Origin of the sequence: Acinetobacter sp. B51(2017) (assembly GCF_003711395.1) — a bacterium.
Taxonomy (GTDB): Bacteria; Pseudomonadota; Gammaproteobacteria; order Pseudomonadales; family Moraxellaceae; genus Acinetobacter.
In genome coordinates this window covers 23,297-42,156 of record NZ_PJRJ01000024.1, presented here as the reverse complement: position 1 = coordinate 42,156, position 18,860 = coordinate 23,297, and the positions used below count along the sequence as shown (strand labels likewise).

The 18,860-nt window shown below is 40.9% G+C and carries 18 protein-coding genes; 14 read left to right on the top strand and 4 right to left on the bottom strand.

The genetic code is table 11. The features are described from left to right. Positions 1-301 precede the first annotated feature (301 nt). Entirely contained in the window at positions 302-1,582 is a 1,281-nt protein-coding gene (locus CYK47_RS11475; protein WP_122901892.1) for an MFS transporter, read from the bottom strand. Positions 1,583-1,854: 272 nt separating this feature from the next. Between CYK47_RS11475 and CYK47_RS11470 the strand changes: the two genes are divergently transcribed. Further along, on the top strand, positions 1,855-3,540 hold the full coding sequence (locus CYK47_RS11470; protein WP_122901891.1) for an AMP-binding protein: 1,686 nt from the start codon (positions 1,855-1,857) through the stop codon (positions 3,538-3,540). Positions 3,541-3,568: 28 nt separating this feature from the next. Here the strand turns inward: CYK47_RS11470 and CYK47_RS11465 are convergent, their stop codons facing one another. Next, entirely contained in the window at positions 3,569-3,991 is a 423-nt protein-coding gene (locus tag CYK47_RS11465) for an acyl-CoA thioesterase (RefSeq protein ID WP_122901890.1), read from the bottom strand. Positions 3,992-4,508: 517 nt separating this feature from the next. On the opposite strand from CYK47_RS11465, the gene CYK47_RS11460 reads away from it, so the two are divergent. After that, positions 4,509-4,709 carry a hypothetical protein gene (locus tag CYK47_RS11460; protein WP_122901889.1) on the top strand — a complete coding sequence of 67 codons (201 nt, stop codon included), beginning with the start codon at positions 4,509-4,511 and terminating at the stop codon, positions 4,707-4,709. On the opposite strand, the gene CYK47_RS11455 is transcribed toward CYK47_RS11460, so the two are convergent. Next, the gene (locus tag CYK47_RS11455; protein WP_122901888.1) at positions 4,706-5,173 is read right to left on the bottom strand and encodes a CinA family protein; all 468 of its coding nucleotides are present in this window, start codon (positions 5,171-5,173) and stop codon (positions 4,706-4,708) included. The two genes, CYK47_RS11460 and CYK47_RS11455, sit on opposite strands and share 4 nt — an antisense overlap. A gap of 179 nt (positions 5,174-5,352) precedes the next feature. Between CYK47_RS11455 and CYK47_RS11450 the strand changes: the two genes are divergently transcribed. The 4 genes from CYK47_RS11450 to CYK47_RS11435 all read left to right on the top strand — a co-directional run bounded on the left by CYK47_RS11450 (position 5,353) and on the right by CYK47_RS11435 (position 9,720). Next, entirely contained in the window at positions 5,353-5,898 is a 546-nt protein-coding gene (locus CYK47_RS11450; protein WP_122901886.1) for a type 1 glutamine amidotransferase domain-containing protein, read from the top strand. Between the two features lie 98 nt (positions 5,899-5,996). Next, entirely contained in the window at positions 5,997-6,410 is a 414-nt protein-coding gene (locus CYK47_RS11445; protein WP_164709190.1) for a PaaI family thioesterase, read from the top strand. A gap of 368 nt (positions 6,411-6,778) precedes the next feature. Beyond that, complete coding sequence (locus CYK47_RS11440; protein ID WP_228722478.1) at positions 6,779-8,281, top strand: AAA family ATPase; 1,503 nt, start codon at positions 6,779-6,781, stop codon at positions 8,279-8,281. Next, positions 8,269-9,720, top strand: coding sequence for a VWA domain-containing protein (locus tag CYK47_RS11435; RefSeq protein WP_122901882.1), 1,452 nt, complete (start codon positions 8,269-8,271; stop codon positions 9,718-9,720). Before CYK47_RS11440 ends, CYK47_RS11435 begins: the two co-directional genes overlap by 13 nt. Before the next feature lie 4 nt (positions 9,721-9,724). Here the strand turns inward: CYK47_RS11435 and paaZ are convergent, their stop codons facing one another. Beyond that, positions 9,725-11,821 carry a phenylacetic acid degradation bifunctional protein PaaZ gene (paaZ, locus tag CYK47_RS11430; protein WP_122901880.1) on the bottom strand — a complete coding sequence of 699 codons (2,097 nt, stop codon included), beginning with the start codon at positions 11,819-11,821 and terminating at the stop codon, positions 9,725-9,727. A gap of 261 nt (positions 11,822-12,082) precedes the next feature. Here paaZ and paaA point away from each other — a divergent pair, with 261 nt between their 5' ends. The 8 genes from paaA to CYK47_RS11390 are packed head-to-tail and all read left to right on the top strand — an operon-like array spanning position 12,083 to position 18,858. Continuing rightward, entirely contained in the window at positions 12,083-13,027 is a 945-nt protein-coding gene (paaA, locus tag CYK47_RS11425) for a 1,2-phenylacetyl-CoA epoxidase subunit PaaA (RefSeq protein ID WP_122901878.1), read from the top strand. A gap of 24 nt (positions 13,028-13,051) precedes the next feature. After that, positions 13,052-13,342 carry a 1,2-phenylacetyl-CoA epoxidase subunit PaaB gene (gene paaB, locus CYK47_RS11420; protein ID WP_122901876.1) on the top strand — a complete coding sequence of 97 codons (291 nt, stop codon included), beginning with the start codon at positions 13,052-13,054 and terminating at the stop codon, positions 13,340-13,342. 12 nt (positions 13,343-13,354) lie between these two features. After that, positions 13,355-14,110 carry a 1,2-phenylacetyl-CoA epoxidase subunit PaaC gene (paaC, locus tag CYK47_RS11415; RefSeq protein ID WP_122901874.1) on the top strand — a complete coding sequence of 252 codons (756 nt, stop codon included), beginning with the start codon at positions 13,355-13,357 and terminating at the stop codon, positions 14,108-14,110. A gap of 25 nt (positions 14,111-14,135) precedes the next feature. Next, on the top strand, positions 14,136-14,636 hold the full coding sequence (gene paaD / locus CYK47_RS11410; protein WP_122901872.1) for a 1,2-phenylacetyl-CoA epoxidase subunit PaaD: 501 nt from the start codon (positions 14,136-14,138) through the stop codon (positions 14,634-14,636). Between the two features lie 56 nt (positions 14,637-14,692). Further along, complete coding sequence (paaE, locus tag CYK47_RS11405) at positions 14,693-15,751, top strand: 1,2-phenylacetyl-CoA epoxidase subunit PaaE (RefSeq protein ID WP_122901870.1); 1,059 nt, start codon at positions 14,693-14,695, stop codon at positions 15,749-15,751. A 10-nt stretch (positions 15,752-15,761) separates the two neighbouring features. Further along, on the top strand, positions 15,762-16,529 hold the full coding sequence (locus CYK47_RS11400; protein ID WP_122901868.1) for an enoyl-CoA hydratase-related protein: 768 nt from the start codon (positions 15,762-15,764) through the stop codon (positions 16,527-16,529). Continuing rightward, on the top strand, positions 16,529-17,320 hold the full coding sequence (gene paaG / locus CYK47_RS11395; protein ID WP_122901866.1) for a 2-(1,2-epoxy-1,2-dihydrophenyl)acetyl-CoA isomerase PaaG: 792 nt from the start codon (positions 16,529-16,531) through the stop codon (positions 17,318-17,320). Before CYK47_RS11400 ends, paaG begins: the two co-directional genes overlap by 1 nt. 2 nt (positions 17,321-17,322) lie before the next feature. Next, positions 17,323-18,858 carry a 3-hydroxyacyl-CoA dehydrogenase gene (locus tag CYK47_RS11390; RefSeq protein ID WP_122901864.1) on the top strand — a complete coding sequence of 512 codons (1,536 nt, stop codon included), beginning with the start codon at positions 17,323-17,325 and terminating at the stop codon, positions 18,856-18,858. Positions 18,859-18,860 lie beyond the last annotated feature (2 nt).

Here is an 18,860-nt window from a genome sequence, read left to right as displayed (position 1 = left end):
ATGTTGGTCTGTATCTGATGGAATACTACAATCAGATACGACCTCATCGATTTAACGATGGTATCAGTCCTTGTCAGGCTGAAAATGAACTTAAAACTGTGTCCAATATTTGTTGACCACTACAATTCAAGTTAAGCATCTTTAAATTGAGTGTATATAAGGATGTGTTAAAGATCAATTCTGTTACCCATAGATTATCGCAATTATTTTTCGCGCCTATACCGTAATGTATATCAGACTGAGCCATAGCCCATATAAAGGTAGCAAAAAAGACCCAAGACTGGGTCTTTTAAAGCATTGATTAATCGACTTTTTGTGGATCATATAAACGATCTTTAATGAGTAAGGCTGGAATGACACCACAGACAAAATAGGCGACTGCCATGACCAATAACCCTGTACCAATCGAACCACCATGTGCAAAATAACCAATCGTCAATGGTGCAAAAACTGCCCCAATTCGACCAATATTAAAGGCACCACTCACCGCGGTACCGCGGATGGAAGTTGGGAAACTTTCGGTCATATAGGTGGCATTAATCGCAAATGGCATCCCATATAAAAAGCCAAATATGAGCATCAGCCAGAGGATATTGGTTGGAGTATTGAAATAAATTACAATCGGTAAAAACAACGCCGTTCCAATCGTACCAAAAGCAAATAAAGCGCGACGTCCAAAGCGATCGGCCAGTACACCTGCCACCACTTTAGCAAAAATCATGATTAAAAACGTGCCCACCATATAGGTCGTCATTTCTTTAAATTTAATTCCTAAATCAGATTCTAAATAGGCAGGGAGCCAGTTACTTAAGCCTGCATAGCCAAACTGAAGTGCACCTGCACTTAGAATCCATAACATAAACATCCAACGATGATTTTTATCACGTAAAATCACCATATAGGGGTTCTGTTTTTTAACCTGAGAGCTAGGGTTTAAAGTTTGTTGACGTTTGAGTTCGCGTGAGCGCTGCCAAGAATCTGGCTCTGGTACTAAAAAATACAATAAAAAAGCCAGTACAATCGGAAGAATGGTAATCCAATACAGCATACGCCAGCCATATTCTGGAATAATCCAACCTGCTAATAAAGTGGCACATAAAGAGCCAAGGGTAAACCCTGTCATAAGCGTGGCTAAAACGGTGGTGCGGTATTTGGTGGGTACATATTCAGACATCAAGGTATTACAGGCAATATACAATGAGCCTAAGCCAATCGCTGCAATACTACGAATGATAATAAACTGATAGTAGGAATCAACAAAGCCTAAAGTGCATGATAGCGTGGATGCTAAAATCATATAAAATACAATGACTTTAACTCGGCCAAATCGGTCACATGCCCATCCACCCACCAAGCCGCCAATGACACCACCGACTAAGCTCCAACTGCCAATTGCTCCAACTTGTACTGTGGTGAGGTTAAATTCAGCTTTTAAACTGGTTAAACTATAGGCCAAAAAGGCAATATCAATTCCATCTGCTAATAAAATAAAAAAACATAATATGAAGGCTGTAAGCCATACTTTCTTGGGTTTGACCTCGGCCTGTTCGGCAGGCAATGCTTCTGCTACTTGATCCGTCATTGAGCATATCCTTTTTTTCGCGTTGTTATTTTTGAATCGGGCTGAAATTTTAATTATTTAGGAATTAAATTCCGCTTAACGGAATAATATGTTTAGCACATTTTTTGTACTTTTGTAGGGTTAAATTGCCTAATAATCTCAAAAAAATGTAAAAATACGAATGTGTACAGGGTTGATATTGCTTTTACATGAAACTATCTATTATGATTTAAGACGATTTAAAATAAAGTTTCATTATACAAAACTATAAGAATAGGTCACAGGAGTGTGTCATGCCACAACAACCATGGATCGCTGAATATCAAAAATGGAATGTTAATCCAGCGTTTGTCCCCCCTCATCCTGATGCAACTTTGGCACAGGTTATCAATGAAAAATTAAGCTTATTTGCAGATAAAACAGCCTTTATTTTTCTTAATCAAAAGTTTAGTTTTAGGCAAGTCGATGAATTTAGTCATCAATTAGCTTATTTTCTGCAACAGCAGGGTATTCCAGCTGGCAGTCGAATTGCAGTAATGTTACCTAATATTATTCAATATCCAATTGCCAGCTTTGCGATTTTAAGAGCGGGTTATATTTTAGTGAATGTCAATCCACTGTATACGCAGCGTGAACTGTATCATCAGTTACAAGATTCAGGTGCACAGGTGCTGATTGCGTTAAATTCGACCTTGGAAAAACTACAAGATTTGCAGCAGTGTCCTGAGCTTACACATATTATTGCCACTACCGCAACAGATGTGGTGTTACAAAGCACATCACAACCCAAAATTCCTGCATTATCACAACAGGTTCAGGCGTTTGATTTCTTTGAAATTCTTTTAAATACGCCAAGATCGGTATTAAGATCCCTGCAACAAAAACAACAAGATACCGTAATTTTACAATACACAGGCGGTACAACGGGTTTATCTAAAGGTGCTGAGCTGACCCATGCCAATATTTTGTTTAATGTGGCACAAAACAGCACGGTCTTTAATAGTCATTTTGGTGACCGAGTCGCAGAAGAAGGTGAGTCGGTGCTGTGTGCTTTACCGTTGTATCATATTTATGGCTTTACCATTTGTTTATTTAGTTATGGTTTAGCGCGTGGTTTTGCTAATATTTTAATTCCAAATCCACGCGATTTAGACAGTTTAATTGATCAATATCAGCAGTATCGTCCTACGGTTTTTCCTGCCGTGAATACTTTATTTAATGCCTTAGCGCATCATCCTCGTTTTGCTCGCTTAGATCATAGTCATCTAAAAACCACGACAGGCGGAGGCGCCAAAATTTTAAAAGCTACCGCAGACCGTTGGCATGCGGTGACTGGGCGCTATATCTATGAAGGCTATGGCTTGTCGGAAACCTCGCCAACTGCGACATTTAATCCACCGCTTAGTGAGCGTTTTAATGAAACGATTGGTCTACCCATTGCTGGTACAGAAATTTTAATTTTAGATGAACAAGGTCAGCCACTGGGCTTTAATCAAGCGGGTGAGATTGCGATTCGTGGCCCACAGGTGATGAAAAGTTATTGGCGGCAACCAGAAGCGACCCAAAAAGTCTTTACTCAAGATGGTTTTTTCTTAAGTGGTGATATTGGTTGTATGGATGAGCAGGGCTATATTACGATTTTAGATCGTAAAAAAGACATGATTTTGGTGTCTGGGTTTAATGTCTATCCAAATGAGATTGAATATGTCTTGTCCTTGCATCCTAAAATATTGGAAAGTGCGGTCATTGCTGTTGAAGATGAAAAATCAGGCCAAGTGCCAAAGGCCTTTATTGTCAGAAAAGAGCCAAGTTTGACCCAAGAGGAGGTACAGCTTTATTTAAAACAACAACTAACCAACTATAAAGTGCCCAAATATCTACAATTTGTAGAAGAGCTACCTAAATCAGCGGTCGGCAAAATATTGCGCCGTGAATTACCGCGTGATTTAGATCATAATGATTTAGCCCAAGTCTCTTAAGTGTAGAAGCCATCTTAAGATGGCTTTTTTAGGCCGCTTGCTCACTATGCTGCATATAACGTAGTAACGCAGCTTTCATCTCAGGCGGAAGCTGCTGTTTGGCAAAGCTATCTTTGCAAACCAACACAATTACACTGTTGGCTGTAGCAACGCAACAATTTTGTGCTTGGCTATAGATATCATATTGCATGACAAAGCTTGTTTGTCCCACCTGAGTGACTAAGGCTTTGGTGGTCAACGTATCTGGATAAAAAACAGGTTGTTTATAGCTGCATTCATTTTTTAAAATCACACTATATAGAGGATACTCAAAGAAATTCAATGCATCTAAAAAGGCAATGCGTGCATCTTCAATATATCGAAAATAATGTACGTTATTTAAATGTCCAAAGGCATCCATTTCGCCCCAAGCAATGGGACGGCTAACGCTTAAAATTTGTGTTAAAGGCATGGTGGTCTATCCTAGATCAGCGACTATAGTATTGTTATCAAATACGCTTATTTTTAATTGATAATGAGTATATTTAATATACTGCTATTGTGCAATTTTTATCAGCTTTGCCTAGTGTCTATGTATATTTTTTTAAAAAAACCTACCTAAATAAATGATTACAATAGTGATCATTGTTTAGCTTATGTTTATATGATTCATTGTTTTAAGTTAAATTTATGCAATATATGTAGATGTACTACATAATGTTAAATTCAGCACATTTAATTGATCTAAAACAGTAAAATTAGCTTATTTTTCACACAATTTGTAAGTTTATTTAAAGTATCTTCAGTGAATTGGTAATCTTGATTGATTTTGTCGGGATTACTATCAATAATAATCTTGCACTAGCATAGATGAATTGACACCCCTGTTACCTTGTTACGATTCTATGCTTGTGCTTTTTCGCTTGCCATTGGTCTGAAATTTTTGCATAGATTCTATTTTATGCTAGAAGAAAAAATCGAGATGATTCATGAAGCGTCTAAAACGACATGCTGCACTGGCGCTTACAGCGACATGGAGTGTAGAGCAAGATTGTTACTTAATTGAGCATGTCAACCAAAGCATAGTACAGCTACAAAAGGTTTTACCTTTTAGTGAAGAACAAATTAATGCCCGTAAACAGGTGCTGGGTTTAATCAAACGGCAACGAGCTTTACAGCGCTTGCGCTAATGCTTTTTAATTAATTTAATGAGAGTTTTACAGATTTTTTTTAACACTTTGTCTAATTTTTCTTGATGTGTTCCTGTACAGTAACAGCGCTGATTATAGATCTTATTTTGATATAAAATACTATAAAAAAAGGTACCTACAGGTTTATCTTTGGTTTCACTACCGCCTCTTTTGAGTAAACCTGTACATGCCACATAAATGTCACAAGCAAAAAGCTTTGGAGCGCGTCGTGCTAAGGCTTCGGTAACGGCTAAGGATTCAGGACTATGTTTTTTGACTAATTTATGTGGCACACCCAAGACATTCTTTTTAACTTTTAAATCATAGCAGACTAAACCACCCACCAATATTTTTCCCGACTGCGGGGTTAAACCAAAGCGATATGCTAGATAACCACAGGTGGCACTTTCAATAAAACTAATACAATAATGGTTTTTCGCTAAGAGTTTGGCACATTTACGCATCGCAATACTCCTTGGTTGAAAGATAAGCTTATAAAATTTATACAAGCAAATTGATCCAAATTTACAATCTGCTGCTGAAATCCTGCATAAACATACATAGGCACTATATAACTCAACCTGATCTGACTGGATTTGCTTTACAGTAAATGAGGCGCAAAAAAATATGAGAAGGAATGAGTATGAGTCAGAAAAAAGTGCTTATCATGACCTCAAATGCGGGAGTCGAGCTGGCTGAATTACAGCAACCGCTGGAATTTTTACGCAGTAAAGGTATAGAAGCCATTCACGCTGCAATTGAAAATAAAGCTGTACGCACCGTAGAGCATGATAGTAAGCCAGCCATTGATTTTGAGCCAGATAGCAGCTTAAGTTCAGTGAATGTAGATGATTATGCTTTATTATTAATCCCAGGTGGTACGGTTAATGCCGATCAGCTACGTATTGATGCAGATGCGCAGCGTATTATTCAGCATTTTAGCGATCAAGGCCGTCCGATTGCTGCCATTTGTCATTCGCCTTGGGTATTGATTGATGCTGAACGTATTCAGGGCAAAACCTTAACCTCTTATCACAGTATTCGCTTAGATTTACAACATGCTGGAGGCAACTGGGTCGATCAGGAAGTACAACGTTGTACGATGCAGGATTGGGTGTTGATCACTTCTCGTTGTCCTGATGATATCCCCGCTTTTAATCAAGCGGTGTTGCAAGAGCTAGCACGCTAAAATTTCATTTTATCAACAATACAGCGCTAAAGTACTTGCATGTACTTTGGCGTTTTTTTATGCTCAAGGCAACAATAAAAATCACAGCAAGGACCATTATGTTAGCACTGCTTGAGTTACAACAGCATTTAGTCACACATTTTCCGCGTGCTATGCAAAAATTTCAGCTTGAACAAATTTTACCCGACCGCACCATCTTAAAACGTCATATTCAAGAAGAAGATTTACGTCCTGGAGCGACGGTATCTGGACCAACCTTAATGCAAATTGCCGATTTTGCCGCTTATATAGGCATTATGGCCGATCAAGGTATTATTCCGAGTGCATTCACTACGAATTTAAATATTAATTTTTTGCGCCGTGCAGCAGCAGATCAGGCGATTATTGTGCATACTAAAATTTTAAAAGCGGGTAAAAATTTAGCCACAGCTGAAATGAGTATGTATTCTGACGGTAATACAGACATGATTGCGCATGCAGTGGCCACATTTGCATTAATGCGTACAGAATAAGATACTGCATTTAAACGATAGTGATTGACCGTACTAGATGACAATGTTGACTCCAGTAAATGATTAAAATTTAGCGTTTTAATTTTAAACCATCGGTAAAAATGATTTTTATAATAATAAAGATCGTTTTTACTTGCTTTAAAAATCACGTTACTATTTTGCCATTAGAAAGCGTAGGGGAAGGAGAGAGTCCTTACGCTTTCTTTAGTTCATCTGCTCAAAATACGCCTAGCCAAGTTTTAAGCAAAGTATTCGCGTGGTTAAGTGTGTTCTCGATTGCTGTTTAAAACAGCAAACATGAAAGCTTTGATTTATTTTTGAGCCAATTCATGGTTACAATCTAGTTTTCTGCTACAAGATGATCGGTCATGATGCAACAGCGAATGCGTAATTTAATTCAAACATTATCTGAGCACATGTTTGAACGTGAACAAACTATTGCGCTGTGTGTATTGGCAGGTGTGGCAGGCGCTAACAGTTTTTTATATGGTGCCCCCGGCACAGCCAAAAGTTTAATTTCACGTCGTGTAGCAGCAGGCTTTGAAGTTTCTGAATATTTTGAATATTTAATGAACCGCTTTAGCACCCCAGAAGAATTATTTGGGCCAGTGTCATTAAAAGCCTTAAAGCTAGATCAATATACCCGTAAAACCGAGCATTATTTACCTAAAGCTGAATTTGCCTTTTTAGATGAAATTTGGAAAGCCAGTCCCGCGATTTTAAACACCTTGCTTACGCTGCTCAATGAAAAAACCTTCAAAAATGGCGATGTATTGCAACAAGTGCCGCTAAAAGTACTCATCAGCGCCTCTAATGAAATTCCACAAGCCGAGCAAGGACTTGATGCATTATATGACCGCTTTATTTTGCGTTTACAGGTGCAACCTATTCAAGCACAGCAGCACTTCTTTGCCTTATTAAAGGCTGCTCCAAGTAGCAGTAAACTTAAAGTCAGTGAAGACTTAAAAATTAGTCGTGATGAATTATTGGCATGGCGAGAGCAAATTTATCAAGTGGTACTGCCTGACAATGTACTCTATGCATTTAGCCAAATTCGTGCGCAATTGCAGCAACAATTTGCTGATCAACAGATTTATATTTCGGATCGTCGCTGGCAGCGCATTGCCTATTTAATTAAAGCAGCCGCGTTTTTAAATGGACGTGATATGGTCATTATCAGTGATTTATTTATTGTAAAACATTGTTTATGGAATCAGCTTGAAGATGTGGCATTTGTGGAGCAAATTTTAGATCAAGTGCTATTGCGTGGGCTTTACCATGATTTGGCGCTAGATGATTTAATTCATAAAAAAGAACAGCTTGAACAAGAAATTCTAAATTATTTTTATTATACCGATGATGTCTATTATAGCTATTTAATCAAGGGACAGGATTATCTACATGCCGTCACCAATTTAGATCATCATTATCAAGATCAAGCTCTGTATTTGGCCTTAGATAAAATGGGGACCAATAAAGACTTTTTTGCCATTGATGCACAAGGCGAAGAAATTCGTGGCATTGTGTGTAATTTTAATGGCACGCGCCAATGTACTTTAAAAGGCGGCTATTACGGTTTAGAAGAAGTGGTGACGCCAAGTATTAAATATGCCAAAGGCAGCCTACGTCAGCATTTGAAACCTGAACAACAGCAACAATTACAGCAGCAACTGGCAGAAATTAAAGCACAATTATTACAGCAGCAGCACAGTTTAAGCCAACGTTTTAACACGCAAAAAGCAGATTTCACTTCGATTTTTGTGGCAGATCAGCAGATTCAAAGTTTGATTCAAGCTACTGAACAGCAGTTGCAATATTATGCCTTACAGTTGCAAGATTGTGTGCGTTTGGAGCAGTTATGCCAAGCTTAAATACAGCTACGGCATTAACTGCGGCGACTGAGCAATTAATGCAAAACTTAGCTGACTCTAGCCTCAAACATTATTTAAGTGATCATAAAGTCCAGCAGCATGTTGAACAAAAAGTGCAGGAATGGGCTTATCAAGCCAAATCAAATTTAGATCAGCAACATCCGTATTTACAAGCAGAACAACAACTTGAAGATTGGCTGCAACTAACACAGGTCAGTGTGGCAGAATTTCAGCAATTATTGGCGGATTATCAAGTGTTTAGTCAATTGTTGGGCTGGTCGGATTTGGCTGAGTTTTGGCAACAGCCGCAACAATTGCAACGTCTACAAGATCCAATATTTCGTGATCTACAATTTCAGTTATTACGTGATAAATGGCAGCGTAAATTAACTGAAGCTGTAGCAGCATGGGAATTTGAGCAATTGGCGTTGCAGCGCGATGCTTTTTTGGATGATATGAAAGATTTTTTGGCCAGTTTACAACGTATGGCCAAACATAAAGACACTTTAGGTTTAGATACCGGTATCTTTATTGACTATTCCAAAGGCAAGTTGACCACGCAAGATTTAGATCAATTTCAACAATGGTGTGACTATTTAGAGCAAGATCCTGAGTTATTACGCTTGGCTAAAAGTTTAGGTTCTGCCCAACCCTCTCAATCTCCACGTCGTGCCGCCTCTTTACAACTGCCTCCTGATGCTTACGTGGCTATGCACAGCGATCAAGTGCAAGAAGAATTAATTGGCATACAATTGGCGCGTGATTTAAAAAATACCTTGCCGCATGAATTGGCTCTACTTGCTGATCCTGAGTTAGAAATTTTATTTGATTTAAAATACTTAGAAGAAAATCTGATGAGCTTTAGCATGCAAGGTCAAACGCAAGCCAAAGTCATTGATCGGCAACAACAGCAAAAGAAACAATTGGGGCAAAAAGGACCCATGGTACTGTGTTTAGATACTAGCGGTTCGATGCATGGTCAGCCTGAACTGATTGCCAAAGCTTTAACCCTATTTTTAGCTATGCAAGCCATGAAACAACAGCGTCCGATGTATTTGATTAACTTTTCGACGCAGTTGACCACTTTACAGTTGGCCAAAGCGCAAGGCCTTGAGGATTTATTGCAGTTTTTAAGGCAATCTTTTTATGGTGGTACCGATATTATTCCAGCTTTAAGCCATACCATTGATATGCTAGAAGCACCAGATTTTAGCAATGCTGATGTGATTGTCGTGTCCGATTTTATTATGGGATATTTACCAGAAGACTTGATGCAAAATATTGAAACAGCCAAGCAAGATGGACATGGCTTTTATGCTGTGGCGATTGGTAATTTCCGTTTTGATCATTTGAATTTAGGCTTATTTGATCATCAATGGATTTATCAAGCTAAAACAGGGCAAGTCCTTGAACTTGCCCTGCAATCAAAACAGCGTTAGCGGATTAATCACGTTCGACTAAGGTCAAAATATCATAAGTCGCAACCAGCTCATCACGTTGGTTTTTGACTTTAATATCCCACACCACTACGCCATGCGGTTTTTGCGTTGGGTCTTTTAAGATTTTAGGGGTCTTTTGTTTACAAGTCAGTTCGACTTGAATGGTATCGCCAATCTTCACTGGCTCTACAAAACGTAGATTGTCCATACCGTAGTTGGCAATCACAGGGCCAACCGCAGCGTCAACAAATAAGCCGGCTGCTGCAGATACCACAAAGTAGCCATGCGCTACACGTTCACCAAATAGGGATTCAGCAGCACCAAGTTTATCCATGTGTGCATAGAAGTAATCACCACTTAAACCCGCAAAGCTGACAATATCGGCTTCGGTAATGGTGCGGCGTGCTGTGAGTAAACGCTCACCAATACGTAACTCATCAAATGATTTTTTAAATGGATGCACACGGTCAGCAAAGAATTCAGCGCCTGCCGTCCAACTGTGTCCAACTTGGGTTAAAGCATTTGGTGAACCTTGAATTGCAGTACGTTGCATATAATGTTTTACGGCACGTAACCCCCCAAGTTCTTCGCCACCGCCAGCACGACCTGGACCACCATGGACTAAATAAGGCAGGGGTGAACCGTGACCTGTACTTTCTTTAGCATTTTGCTCATCTAAAATGTGTACACGACCATGCCACGGTGCAATCGCAGCCAATAAGGCTTCGACTTGGCTGTTGGGTGTACGTACAATCGAAGCAACCAAACTGCCTTCACCACGCGCAACCAAATCTGCAAGCTCATCGAGATTTTGGTAAGGCATTAAGGTACACACAGGGCCAAAGGCTTCTATGTTATGCACTACATCCGCTTGGTTGGGTTGATCACAGCGCAGTAAAGTCGGTGGATAGAATGCGCCTTGCTGTGGTTGCGCGGCATCAATGCTAAAGTCTTGGCGTAAATGACTACCCAAGACCACCTCTGCTTGGCTTGCCAATTGTTCTACTTTGGCTGTGACATCTTGTTGCTGTTTTTTGCTGGCTAAGGCACCCATGGTCACGCCTTCACGCGCAGGATCACCTACCACCACTTTGGCAAGTTTTGCAATCAAACGCTCTTGTACAGTATTGATCAAAGTATGGGGTACAAAAGCACGACGAATGGCAGTACATTTTTGTCCTGCTTTGGTGGTCATTTCACGGAAAACTTCACGTACAAATAAATCAATCGTAGTGTCATCGGCATCTTCAACTAAAATGGCACTGTTGACTGAATCTGCTTCCATGGTAAAGGCAATCGAATGACGATTTAAGTGTGGATGTTGGCGTAAACTTTGCCCTGTCGCTGCAGAACCAGTAAAGGTAATGGTATCTTGTGGGCCTAAATGCTCAAATAAATCATAAGTTTGACCACAAATCAGCTGTAGAGCACCTTCAGGTAACAAATTGCTGGCTAAAATGTCACGCACCACAGCATGTGTTAGCTCAGCACCTTCAGTTGCAGGCTTAACAATACACGGGACACCTGCCAAGAGGGTTGGCGCAATTTTTTCGAGCATGCCCCAAATTGGGAAGTTAAAAGCATCAATATGCACGGCCACACCCGCTTTCGGGGTTAAAATGTGTTTTGCACCAAAGTTGCCTTGTTTTGATAACGGTAACCAAGCATCTTCTACCCAAATTTTTTCATCGCTGAGTTCACGGCGTACTAAACTTGAATAGGCAAATAAGGTACCAATTCCGCCTTCAATGTCGATCCAAGCATCTTTACGGGTTACACCTGTGGCATAAGCCAACTGGTAGTAGTCTTCCTTACGTTCCATTAAATATTGCGCGATATTTTTTAAGGCATTGGCACGTTCATGGAAGGTGAGAGTTGCTAAAGCACGACCTTTTTGCTTGGCATATTGCACAATTTTTTGCGTATCAATGCCATGGCTGCTGACTTCATAGATCAGTTGACCGCTAATGGCATGATACACCGGGCGTAGGTTTTGTGTAGAGGTGTACTGTTCACCATAGACCAACGAACTTAAAACTTTAATTGACTCTTGGCTTTCATGTGTAGCGGGCGTGTCTTGTTGTTGTTCAAGATCAAGCATATGACTGACTCCTTATCCTATATTCCATGGTTTTGTTTGAATTATTGTGTGCTAATTTGCTGCTTAAATAACTAAAAGTCAATCATGTTTTTTATAAAATTGTATTTTTTGAAAAAAATAAAAAAATAAAATTAAATAAAAACAGTAGTTTATTTAATTTGATTTACAATAAATTTATGATACTAATAAAAATGTATTGATTTTAAATATGTATCGTTTTAACTTAATTGCAGCACACTTAGGATAAGTGAGGAAAATAACATGACAACTGCAGCCGCATTATTTGAACAAAAAATACAACAGGACGTTTCCATCGAGCCCAAAGATTGGATGCCAGATGCCTACCGAAAAACCCTGATCCGTCAAATTGGTCAACATGGTCATTCAGAAGTGGTGGGTATGTTGCCTGAAGGTAACTGGATTACCCGTGCACCAAGCTTAAAACGTAAAGCAGTGCTCTTGGCTAAGGTACAAGATGAAGCAGGACATGGTTTATACCTATATAGCGCAGCCGAAACCTTAGGTGCTGATCGTGATGACATGATGGATAAGCTGATTGCAGGCAAAATGAAATATTCATCAATTTTCAACTACCCAACTTTAACGTGGGCAGATGTCGCTGCGATTGGTTGGTTGGTTGATGGTGCGGCAATTGTCAACCAAGTGGCGCTATGTCGTACCTCGTATGGACCATATGCACGTGCCATGGTACGCATTTGTAAAGAAGAAAGTTTCCATCAACGCCAAGGTTTTGAAGCCATGATGGCATTGGCAGCAGGTACCCCTGAACAAAAACAAATGGCACAAGATGCAGTCAATCGTTTCTGGTGGCCAGCGTTGATGATGTTTGGTCCAAATGATGACAATTCACCAAACAGCGCACAAAGTCTGGCTTGGAAAATCAAGCGTTTTAGCAATGATGATTTACGCCAAAAATTTGTGGATAACACTGTACCCCAAGTGTTACAGCTTGGCTTGACTGTGCCTGATCCTGACCTGAAATGGGATGAAGAAAAAGGCCAATATACATTTGGTGAAGTGAATTGGGATGAGTTTTTTGCGGTATTGGCAGGCAAAGGCCCATGTAACCATGAAAGAATTCAAGCACGTAAACAAGCTTGGGAAGGTGGGGCTTGGGTGCGTGAAACTGCTGCAGTCTATGCAAAAAAACAACAGCAAAAAGATGCCGAACAAAAAGTTGCTTAAATAAGATCAATAGGGAAGTGAATCATGGACAATAAAAATAACTGGTCATTATACGAAGTATTTGTACGTAGCAAACAAGGTTTAAGCCACCGCCATGTGGGCAGCTTACGTGCATCAGATGACGAAGTTGCATTGCAAAATGCGCGTGATGTCTATACCCGTCGTAATGAAGGGATTAGCATTTGGGTGGTAAAATCTGAACTGATTACCTCATCTCAACCTGATGAAAAAGCAGAGTTTTTTGACCCATCTTCAGATAAGGTTTATCGTCATCCAACTTTTTATACCATCCCAGATGGCATTGAGCACATGTAAGGGAGAATGATGATGAATAATGCTGGATTAGCACAATTTTTATTACATGTTGGCGACAGTCAACTGATTTTATCGCATCGTTTGGCCCAGTGGTGTGGTCATGCCCCTGAACTTGAGCTAGATATTGCACTGGCGAATATTGGTTTAGATCTCTTGGGTCAAGCACGTAATGCCTTAACCTTAGCAGGTGAACTAGAAGGTTTAGGCCGAGATGAAGATCAATTGGCGTATTTCCGCCACGAGCGAGACTATCGCAATTTATTGCTGACTGAACAACCCAATGGTGACTTTGCCCAAACCATGGTACGTCAATGGTTAATGGATCATTATCACCGCATTTTATTCAATGCCTTAACAGCAAGCCCACAGCCAGAATTAGCAGCATTTGCGGTGAAATCACTCAAAGAAGCTAAATATCATGTACGTTTTTCAAGTACATGGATGGCGCGTTTAAGCTTAGGTACTGAGCTTGCACATGAGAAAACGCAAGCAGCGTTAAATGAATTATGGCGCTTTACCGAAGAACTATTTAGCGTCACCGAAGATGAGCAAGCCTTAATTGAAGCAGATGTACTGCCAGATATGGCAGCGTTAAAAACCTTATGGACCGAAACTGTGCTCAATGACATAGAACGTTTTGAGTTAACTGTACCTGCGCTGGGTGCTTATCGCACAGGGGCTAAACAAGGTCTACATACCGAACATTTAGGTTATATCTTGGCAGAATTGCAATACATGCAACGTAGTTATCCAAATATGGTGTGGTAAGCATCAATCACAGGGAGTGAGACGGATGAATTTAATTAAACATTGTACCGACCAATGCTGGGACATTTTAGCCAACGTGGCCGACCCAGAAATACCCGTATTGTCTATTTTAGACTTAGGCATGGTACGTGGCATTGAGCTCAATGCCGATGAGGAAATTGTCGTCCGTCTGACACCGACTTATAGTGGTTGTCCTGCAACAGACTTATTAAAACAACAAATTAGTGAAGCGTTACATGGCGCGGGCTTTAGCCCAGTGAATGTGGTAGTGGATTTGTCTGAAGCATGGAGCACCGACTGGATGAGCGACAGCGGTAAAACCAAACTAAAAGCCTATGGTATTGCACCGCCAGGCGGGGACGCACATAGCTGTGGTAGTCATATGGCATTAACTGATGGCATTGAATGTCCACATTGTCAGAGCCATGACACCCAATTACTTAGTGAATTTAGTTCGACAGCATGCAAAGCCTTATATCGTTGCCAAAGCTGCTTAGAACCCTTTGACTACTTTAAATGTATCTAACATTTAAATACATCCAATAACAAGCACAGTCAAAGTTAAAAAATAGGGAGATTTTTATGAGCCAATTCGTACCTTTAGTGGTCAAATCAGTGACCCCACAAACCGATAGCGCTATTTGTATTGCATTTGATTTACAAGACCATTTAGCCGAGCAATTCCAGTATCAACCGGGGCAGCATTTAACCATCCGTCATGTGCATCAAGGCGAAGAGCTGCGTCGTTGTTACTCGATTTGTAGTTATGGTCAAGATGAAGACATCAGTATTGCCATTAAAAAAATCCCTGAAGGTGTGTTTTCAACTTGGGCCAATGAACAAGTCAAAGCTGGTGATGTACTCGAAGTCATGCCACCACAAGGGGTATTTTTCCAAAAAGCAGCGAAAGTCGGTGGTCAGCGTTATTTAGGTTTTGCTGCGGGCAGTGGCATTACCCCTATCTTGTCGATTGTTAAATCGGTGTTACAACGTGAACAACACGCCGAATTTACTTTGGTTTACGGCAATCGTTCTTGGAAGCAAACCATGTTTGCTGAGCAAATTATGGATTTAAAAGACCGTTATAAAGAACGTTTTCAACTGATTAACGTGTTCTCGCGGGAAATGAATGACAGTGCTTTATTTAATGGCCGTATTGACGCAGAAAAATTACAGCAGCTCTTTCAAGCGGATTTACTCGATCAGCGTTTTGATCATTGCTTTGCCTGTGGTCCAGAAGAGATGATGCAAGCGGTCGAAGAGATTCTACCAAGTTATGGCATTGCGCGTGACAAGATTCATACCGAACGCTTTAACACTGGCGCAGCCAAAGTCAGCAAAGAACAAATCGAATTACGTAGCGAAGAAAAAGTGCATGTCATTTTAGATGGTCGTGAGTTGGTGGTTGAAGTCTCGAAACAAGATGACAGTATCTTAGATGCGGCATTACGTGCTGGTGCTGACTTGCCATATGCTTGTAAAGGTGGAGTCTGCGCAACGTGTAAATGTAAAGTGCTGCAAGGTGAAGTCGAAATGGCGATTAACTACAGCCTTGAACAAGACGAAATTGACAATGGCTATGTACTTAGCTGCCAAGCGCGTCCACTGAGTGATGATGTACGTTTAAGCTTTGATGAATAAGGAGCAGGTTATGCTGATTAAAACCCAAATCGTCAAAGCAGGCGTGTTACTGATTGAGTTGAATCGTCCTGAAAAACGTAATGCGCTGAATAATGCCACTTTAACGGCGATTGCGGATGCACTGCAAGAAGCCGAACACAACGCAGAGATTCGCACAGTTGTCCTTACGGGCAATAGCAGTTGTTTTGCTGCAGGTGCCGATCTCAATGAATTGGCTACACTCGATGTAGTCAGTATTCAACAAGATCCACGTCCAAGCTTATGGAAACTCATTGACGAATTTTCTAAGCCTTTGATTATGGCGGTGAATGGTTATGCCTTTGGTGCAGGATTTGAATTAGCATTACATGCTGACATTGTTCTCTGTGGTGATAATGCGCAATTTGCCTTACCTGAAATTAGCTTAGGCATGTTGCCAGGAGCAGGTGGTACGCAGCGTCTAGCACGTTTAGTGGGTCAGCAGCTCACTATGCGCTGGGCAATGACCGGTACGCCAATCTCAGCGCAAACTGCCTTACAACATGGCATCACCAGTCAAATTTGCCCAAAAGATTTAACGGTGCAATATGCAGTTGAATTGGCAGAAAAAATTGCCAAGCAAGCACCGCTTGCCATTCGTGTCATTAAACAATCATTGAAAACCGTGCATGAAGTGAGCTTAAGCCAAGGTCTAAAACTAGAACGACAACATTTCGTTTGGCTCGCAGCTACCCAAGATCGCCAAGAAGGCATTCATGCATTTTTAGAAAAACGCCAACCGCAATTTAGAGGTGTGTAATGGACTATCAAACAATTATTGTCAAACAACAAAATGGCGTCGGCTACTTAACTTTAAACCGTCCGCAGCAGCTGAATAGCTTTAATGAACTGATGCATCAAGAAGTGGCGAAAACCTTAAAAGTATGGGCTAAAGATCCAGAAATTCGTGCAGTAGTGTTGTCGGGTTCAGGGCGTGGTTTCTGTGCTGGTCAAGATTTAAACGATCGTGTGGTGGATCCAAATGCTGCTGCACCTGATTTAGGTCTCTCGATTGAAAAATATTATAACCCAATGATTCAAACCATTACCGAAATGCCAAAACCGGTGATTTGTGCAGTCAATGGTGTGGCTGCGGGTGCAGGCGCCAATATTGCGCTTGCATGCGATATTGTTATTGCCGCAGAATCGGCATCCTTTATTCAAGCCTTTTGCCGTTTAGGTTTAGTACCAGACTCAGGTGGCACATGGTTCCTGCCGCGTTTGGTTGGTCGTGCACAGGCGATGGGTTTAGCGTTATTGGGCGATAAAGTATCTGCACAACAAGCCAAAGAATACGGCATGATCTGGCAAGTGGTGGCCGATAATCAATTGACGATCGAGGCAGAAAAACTGGCGGAACATTTAGCCAAGCAACCGACCTATGGTTTATCGTTAATTAAAAAAGCCATTCATGCCGCTTATGACAATGATCTCAGCGAACAACTGATTTTAGAGCGTGATTTACAGCGTTTGGCAGGTCGTTCAGAAGATTACCGTGAAGGTGTGCAAGCCTTTATGCAAAAACGTCCACCGCAATATAAAGGCTGCTAAGTATGCGTGACTTATCTCAAGCCAAAGTCGCCGTGATTGGCGCAGGGACCATGGGGGTTGGTATAGCCCAACTGGCAGCCACCTATGGTCATTCGACTTATCTATATGATGTCGATGCCACACGTACTCAAGCGGCATTAGACGGTTTAAGACAGCAATTGGCTGCGCGTGTGGCCAAAGGCAAAATCAGCCAAGCTGAGTATGATGCCACGCTGGCTCATTTAGTTGTGGTTGATCACATTGAACAATTGGCAGATCGTGATCTGGTGATTGAAGCGATTGTAGAAAAACTTGAGGTCAAACAAGCCTTATTTTCACAGTTGGCGAATGTATGTGCAGAAGATACGATTCTTGCTTCGAATACCTCATCCATCTCAATCACTGCAATTGCAGCCAAAGTGCCACAGCCCGAGCGTGTGATTGGCTTGCATTTCTTTAATCCTGCACCTGTAATGAAATTGGTGGAGATTATTTGCGGTTTACAAACTGAAGCGACTTTAGCGAGCAGTTTGCATGGTTTGATGTTGGCATGGAAAAAAGTGCCAGTGAGTGCTAAATCAACCCCAGGTTTTATTGTCAACCGTGTGGCACGTCCATTTTATGCCGAAGGTCTACGTGCCTTGCAAGAACAAGTGACCCGCCCAGAAGTGCTCGATTACGTCTTACGTGAATGTGGTGGTTTTGCTATGGGGCCATGTCAGTTGACTGACCTGATTGGGCAAGACGTTAATTTCTCTGTCACACAAAGTGTGTATCGTGCCTTTTATGATGAACCACGCTATCGTCCTTCTTTAGTGCAACAAGAATTAGTCGATGCAGGGTTCTTGGGGCGTAAAACTGGTCAAGGCTTTTATAACTATCAAGCAGCCGAAGTGAGCCCGCAGTATGTGCCTATAGCGCTGCAAAGTATTACACCGCAACAGATTCAAGTACATGGCGCATGGTTGGCACAGCCCGAATTTCTTGCGCGTTTACAACAGAGCAGCCTGAAGCTTGAGTTCAGTGCTGCCCAGCAAGATGCAATTGTGGTCGATGATATTCAAATTATGCTGACGGATGGCTCAAGTTTGCAACTGCAGGTGGATGGTCAAAAACGTGTCTTTATGGATTGGCATCATGCTTGGGACAAAGCAAAAGCAATTGCACTGAGCGCTTATGCTTGTGATGAAACTGATCTGGCCAAAGTCAATGCCTTGTTTTTAAGCATAAATGTGACACCAGTTTGGTTGCACGATCATGCAGGTCTATTGTGCTTACGTACTATAGCTTGTTTAGTCAATGAAGCGTGTGAAACGGTATTACATGGCGTGGCGACAGAACAAGACATTGATTCTGCAATGAAATATGGAGTCAATTACCCAATGGGACCATTTGCATGGGCAGAAAAAATTTCATATAACACTATTTTAAAAACTTTAGAAAATGTGTATCGTATCTATGCAGAAGAAAAATATCGACCAAGTCTATATTTACGTAAGAAAGCGGCATTAGAAACTGCACAACAACAAAAATTAATGGATTATCGCCAAGCTGGCTAAAA

What these genes read in the sequence shown, in the direction of transcription:
- CYK47_RS11455 (WP_122901888.1), bottom strand. Translation starts at nt 5,173, where the DNA reads ATGCGTAAATGTGCCAAACTCTTAGCGAAAAACCATTATTGTATTAGT.
- paaA (WP_122901878.1), top strand. Translation starts at nt 12,083, where the DNA reads ATGACAACTGCAGCCGCATTATTTGAACAAAAAATACAACAGGACGTT.
- CYK47_RS11465 (WP_122901890.1), bottom strand. Translation starts at nt 3,991, where the DNA reads ATGCCTTTAACACAAATTTTAAGCGTTAGCCGTCCCATTGCTTGGGGC.
- CYK47_RS11435 (WP_122901882.1), top strand. Translation starts at nt 8,269, where the DNA reads ATGCCAAGCTTAAATACAGCTACGGCATTAACTGCGGCGACTGAGCAA.
- paaZ (WP_122901880.1), bottom strand. Translation starts at nt 11,821, where the DNA reads ATGCTTGATCTTGAACAACAACAAGACACGCCCGCTACACATGAAAGC.
- CYK47_RS11475 (WP_122901892.1), bottom strand. Translation starts at nt 1,582, where the DNA reads ATGACGGATCAAGTAGCAGAAGCATTGCCTGCCGAACAGGCCGAGGTC.
- CYK47_RS11400 (WP_122901868.1), top strand. Translation starts at nt 15,762, where the DNA reads ATGCTGATTAAAACCCAAATCGTCAAAGCAGGCGTGTTACTGATTGAG.
- CYK47_RS11460 (WP_122901889.1), top strand. Translation starts at nt 4,509, where the DNA reads ATGAAGCGTCTAAAACGACATGCTGCACTGGCGCTTACAGCGACATGG.
- paaC (WP_122901874.1), top strand. Translation starts at nt 13,355, where the DNA reads ATGAATAATGCTGGATTAGCACAATTTTTATTACATGTTGGCGACAGT.
- CYK47_RS11450 (WP_122901886.1), top strand. Translation starts at nt 5,353, where the DNA reads ATGAGTCAGAAAAAAGTGCTTATCATGACCTCAAATGCGGGAGTCGAG.
- paaG (WP_122901866.1), top strand. Translation starts at nt 16,529, where the DNA reads ATGGACTATCAAACAATTATTGTCAAACAACAAAATGGCGTCGGCTAC.
- CYK47_RS11470 (WP_122901891.1), top strand. Translation starts at nt 1,855, where the DNA reads ATGCCACAACAACCATGGATCGCTGAATATCAAAAATGGAATGTTAAT.
- paaE (WP_122901870.1), top strand. Translation starts at nt 14,693, where the DNA reads ATGAGCCAATTCGTACCTTTAGTGGTCAAATCAGTGACCCCACAAACC.
- CYK47_RS11440 (WP_228722478.1), top strand. Translation starts at nt 6,779, where the DNA reads ATGATGCAACAGCGAATGCGTAATTTAATTCAAACATTATCTGAGCAC.
- paaB (WP_122901876.1), top strand. Translation starts at nt 13,052, where the DNA reads ATGGACAATAAAAATAACTGGTCATTATACGAAGTATTTGTACGTAGC.
- paaD (WP_122901872.1), top strand. Translation starts at nt 14,136, where the DNA reads ATGAATTTAATTAAACATTGTACCGACCAATGCTGGGACATTTTAGCC.
- CYK47_RS11445 (WP_164709190.1), top strand. Translation starts at nt 5,997, where the DNA reads ATGTTAGCACTGCTTGAGTTACAACAGCATTTAGTCACACATTTTCCG.
- CYK47_RS11390 (WP_122901864.1), top strand. Translation starts at nt 17,323, where the DNA reads ATGCGTGACTTATCTCAAGCCAAAGTCGCCGTGATTGGCGCAGGGACC.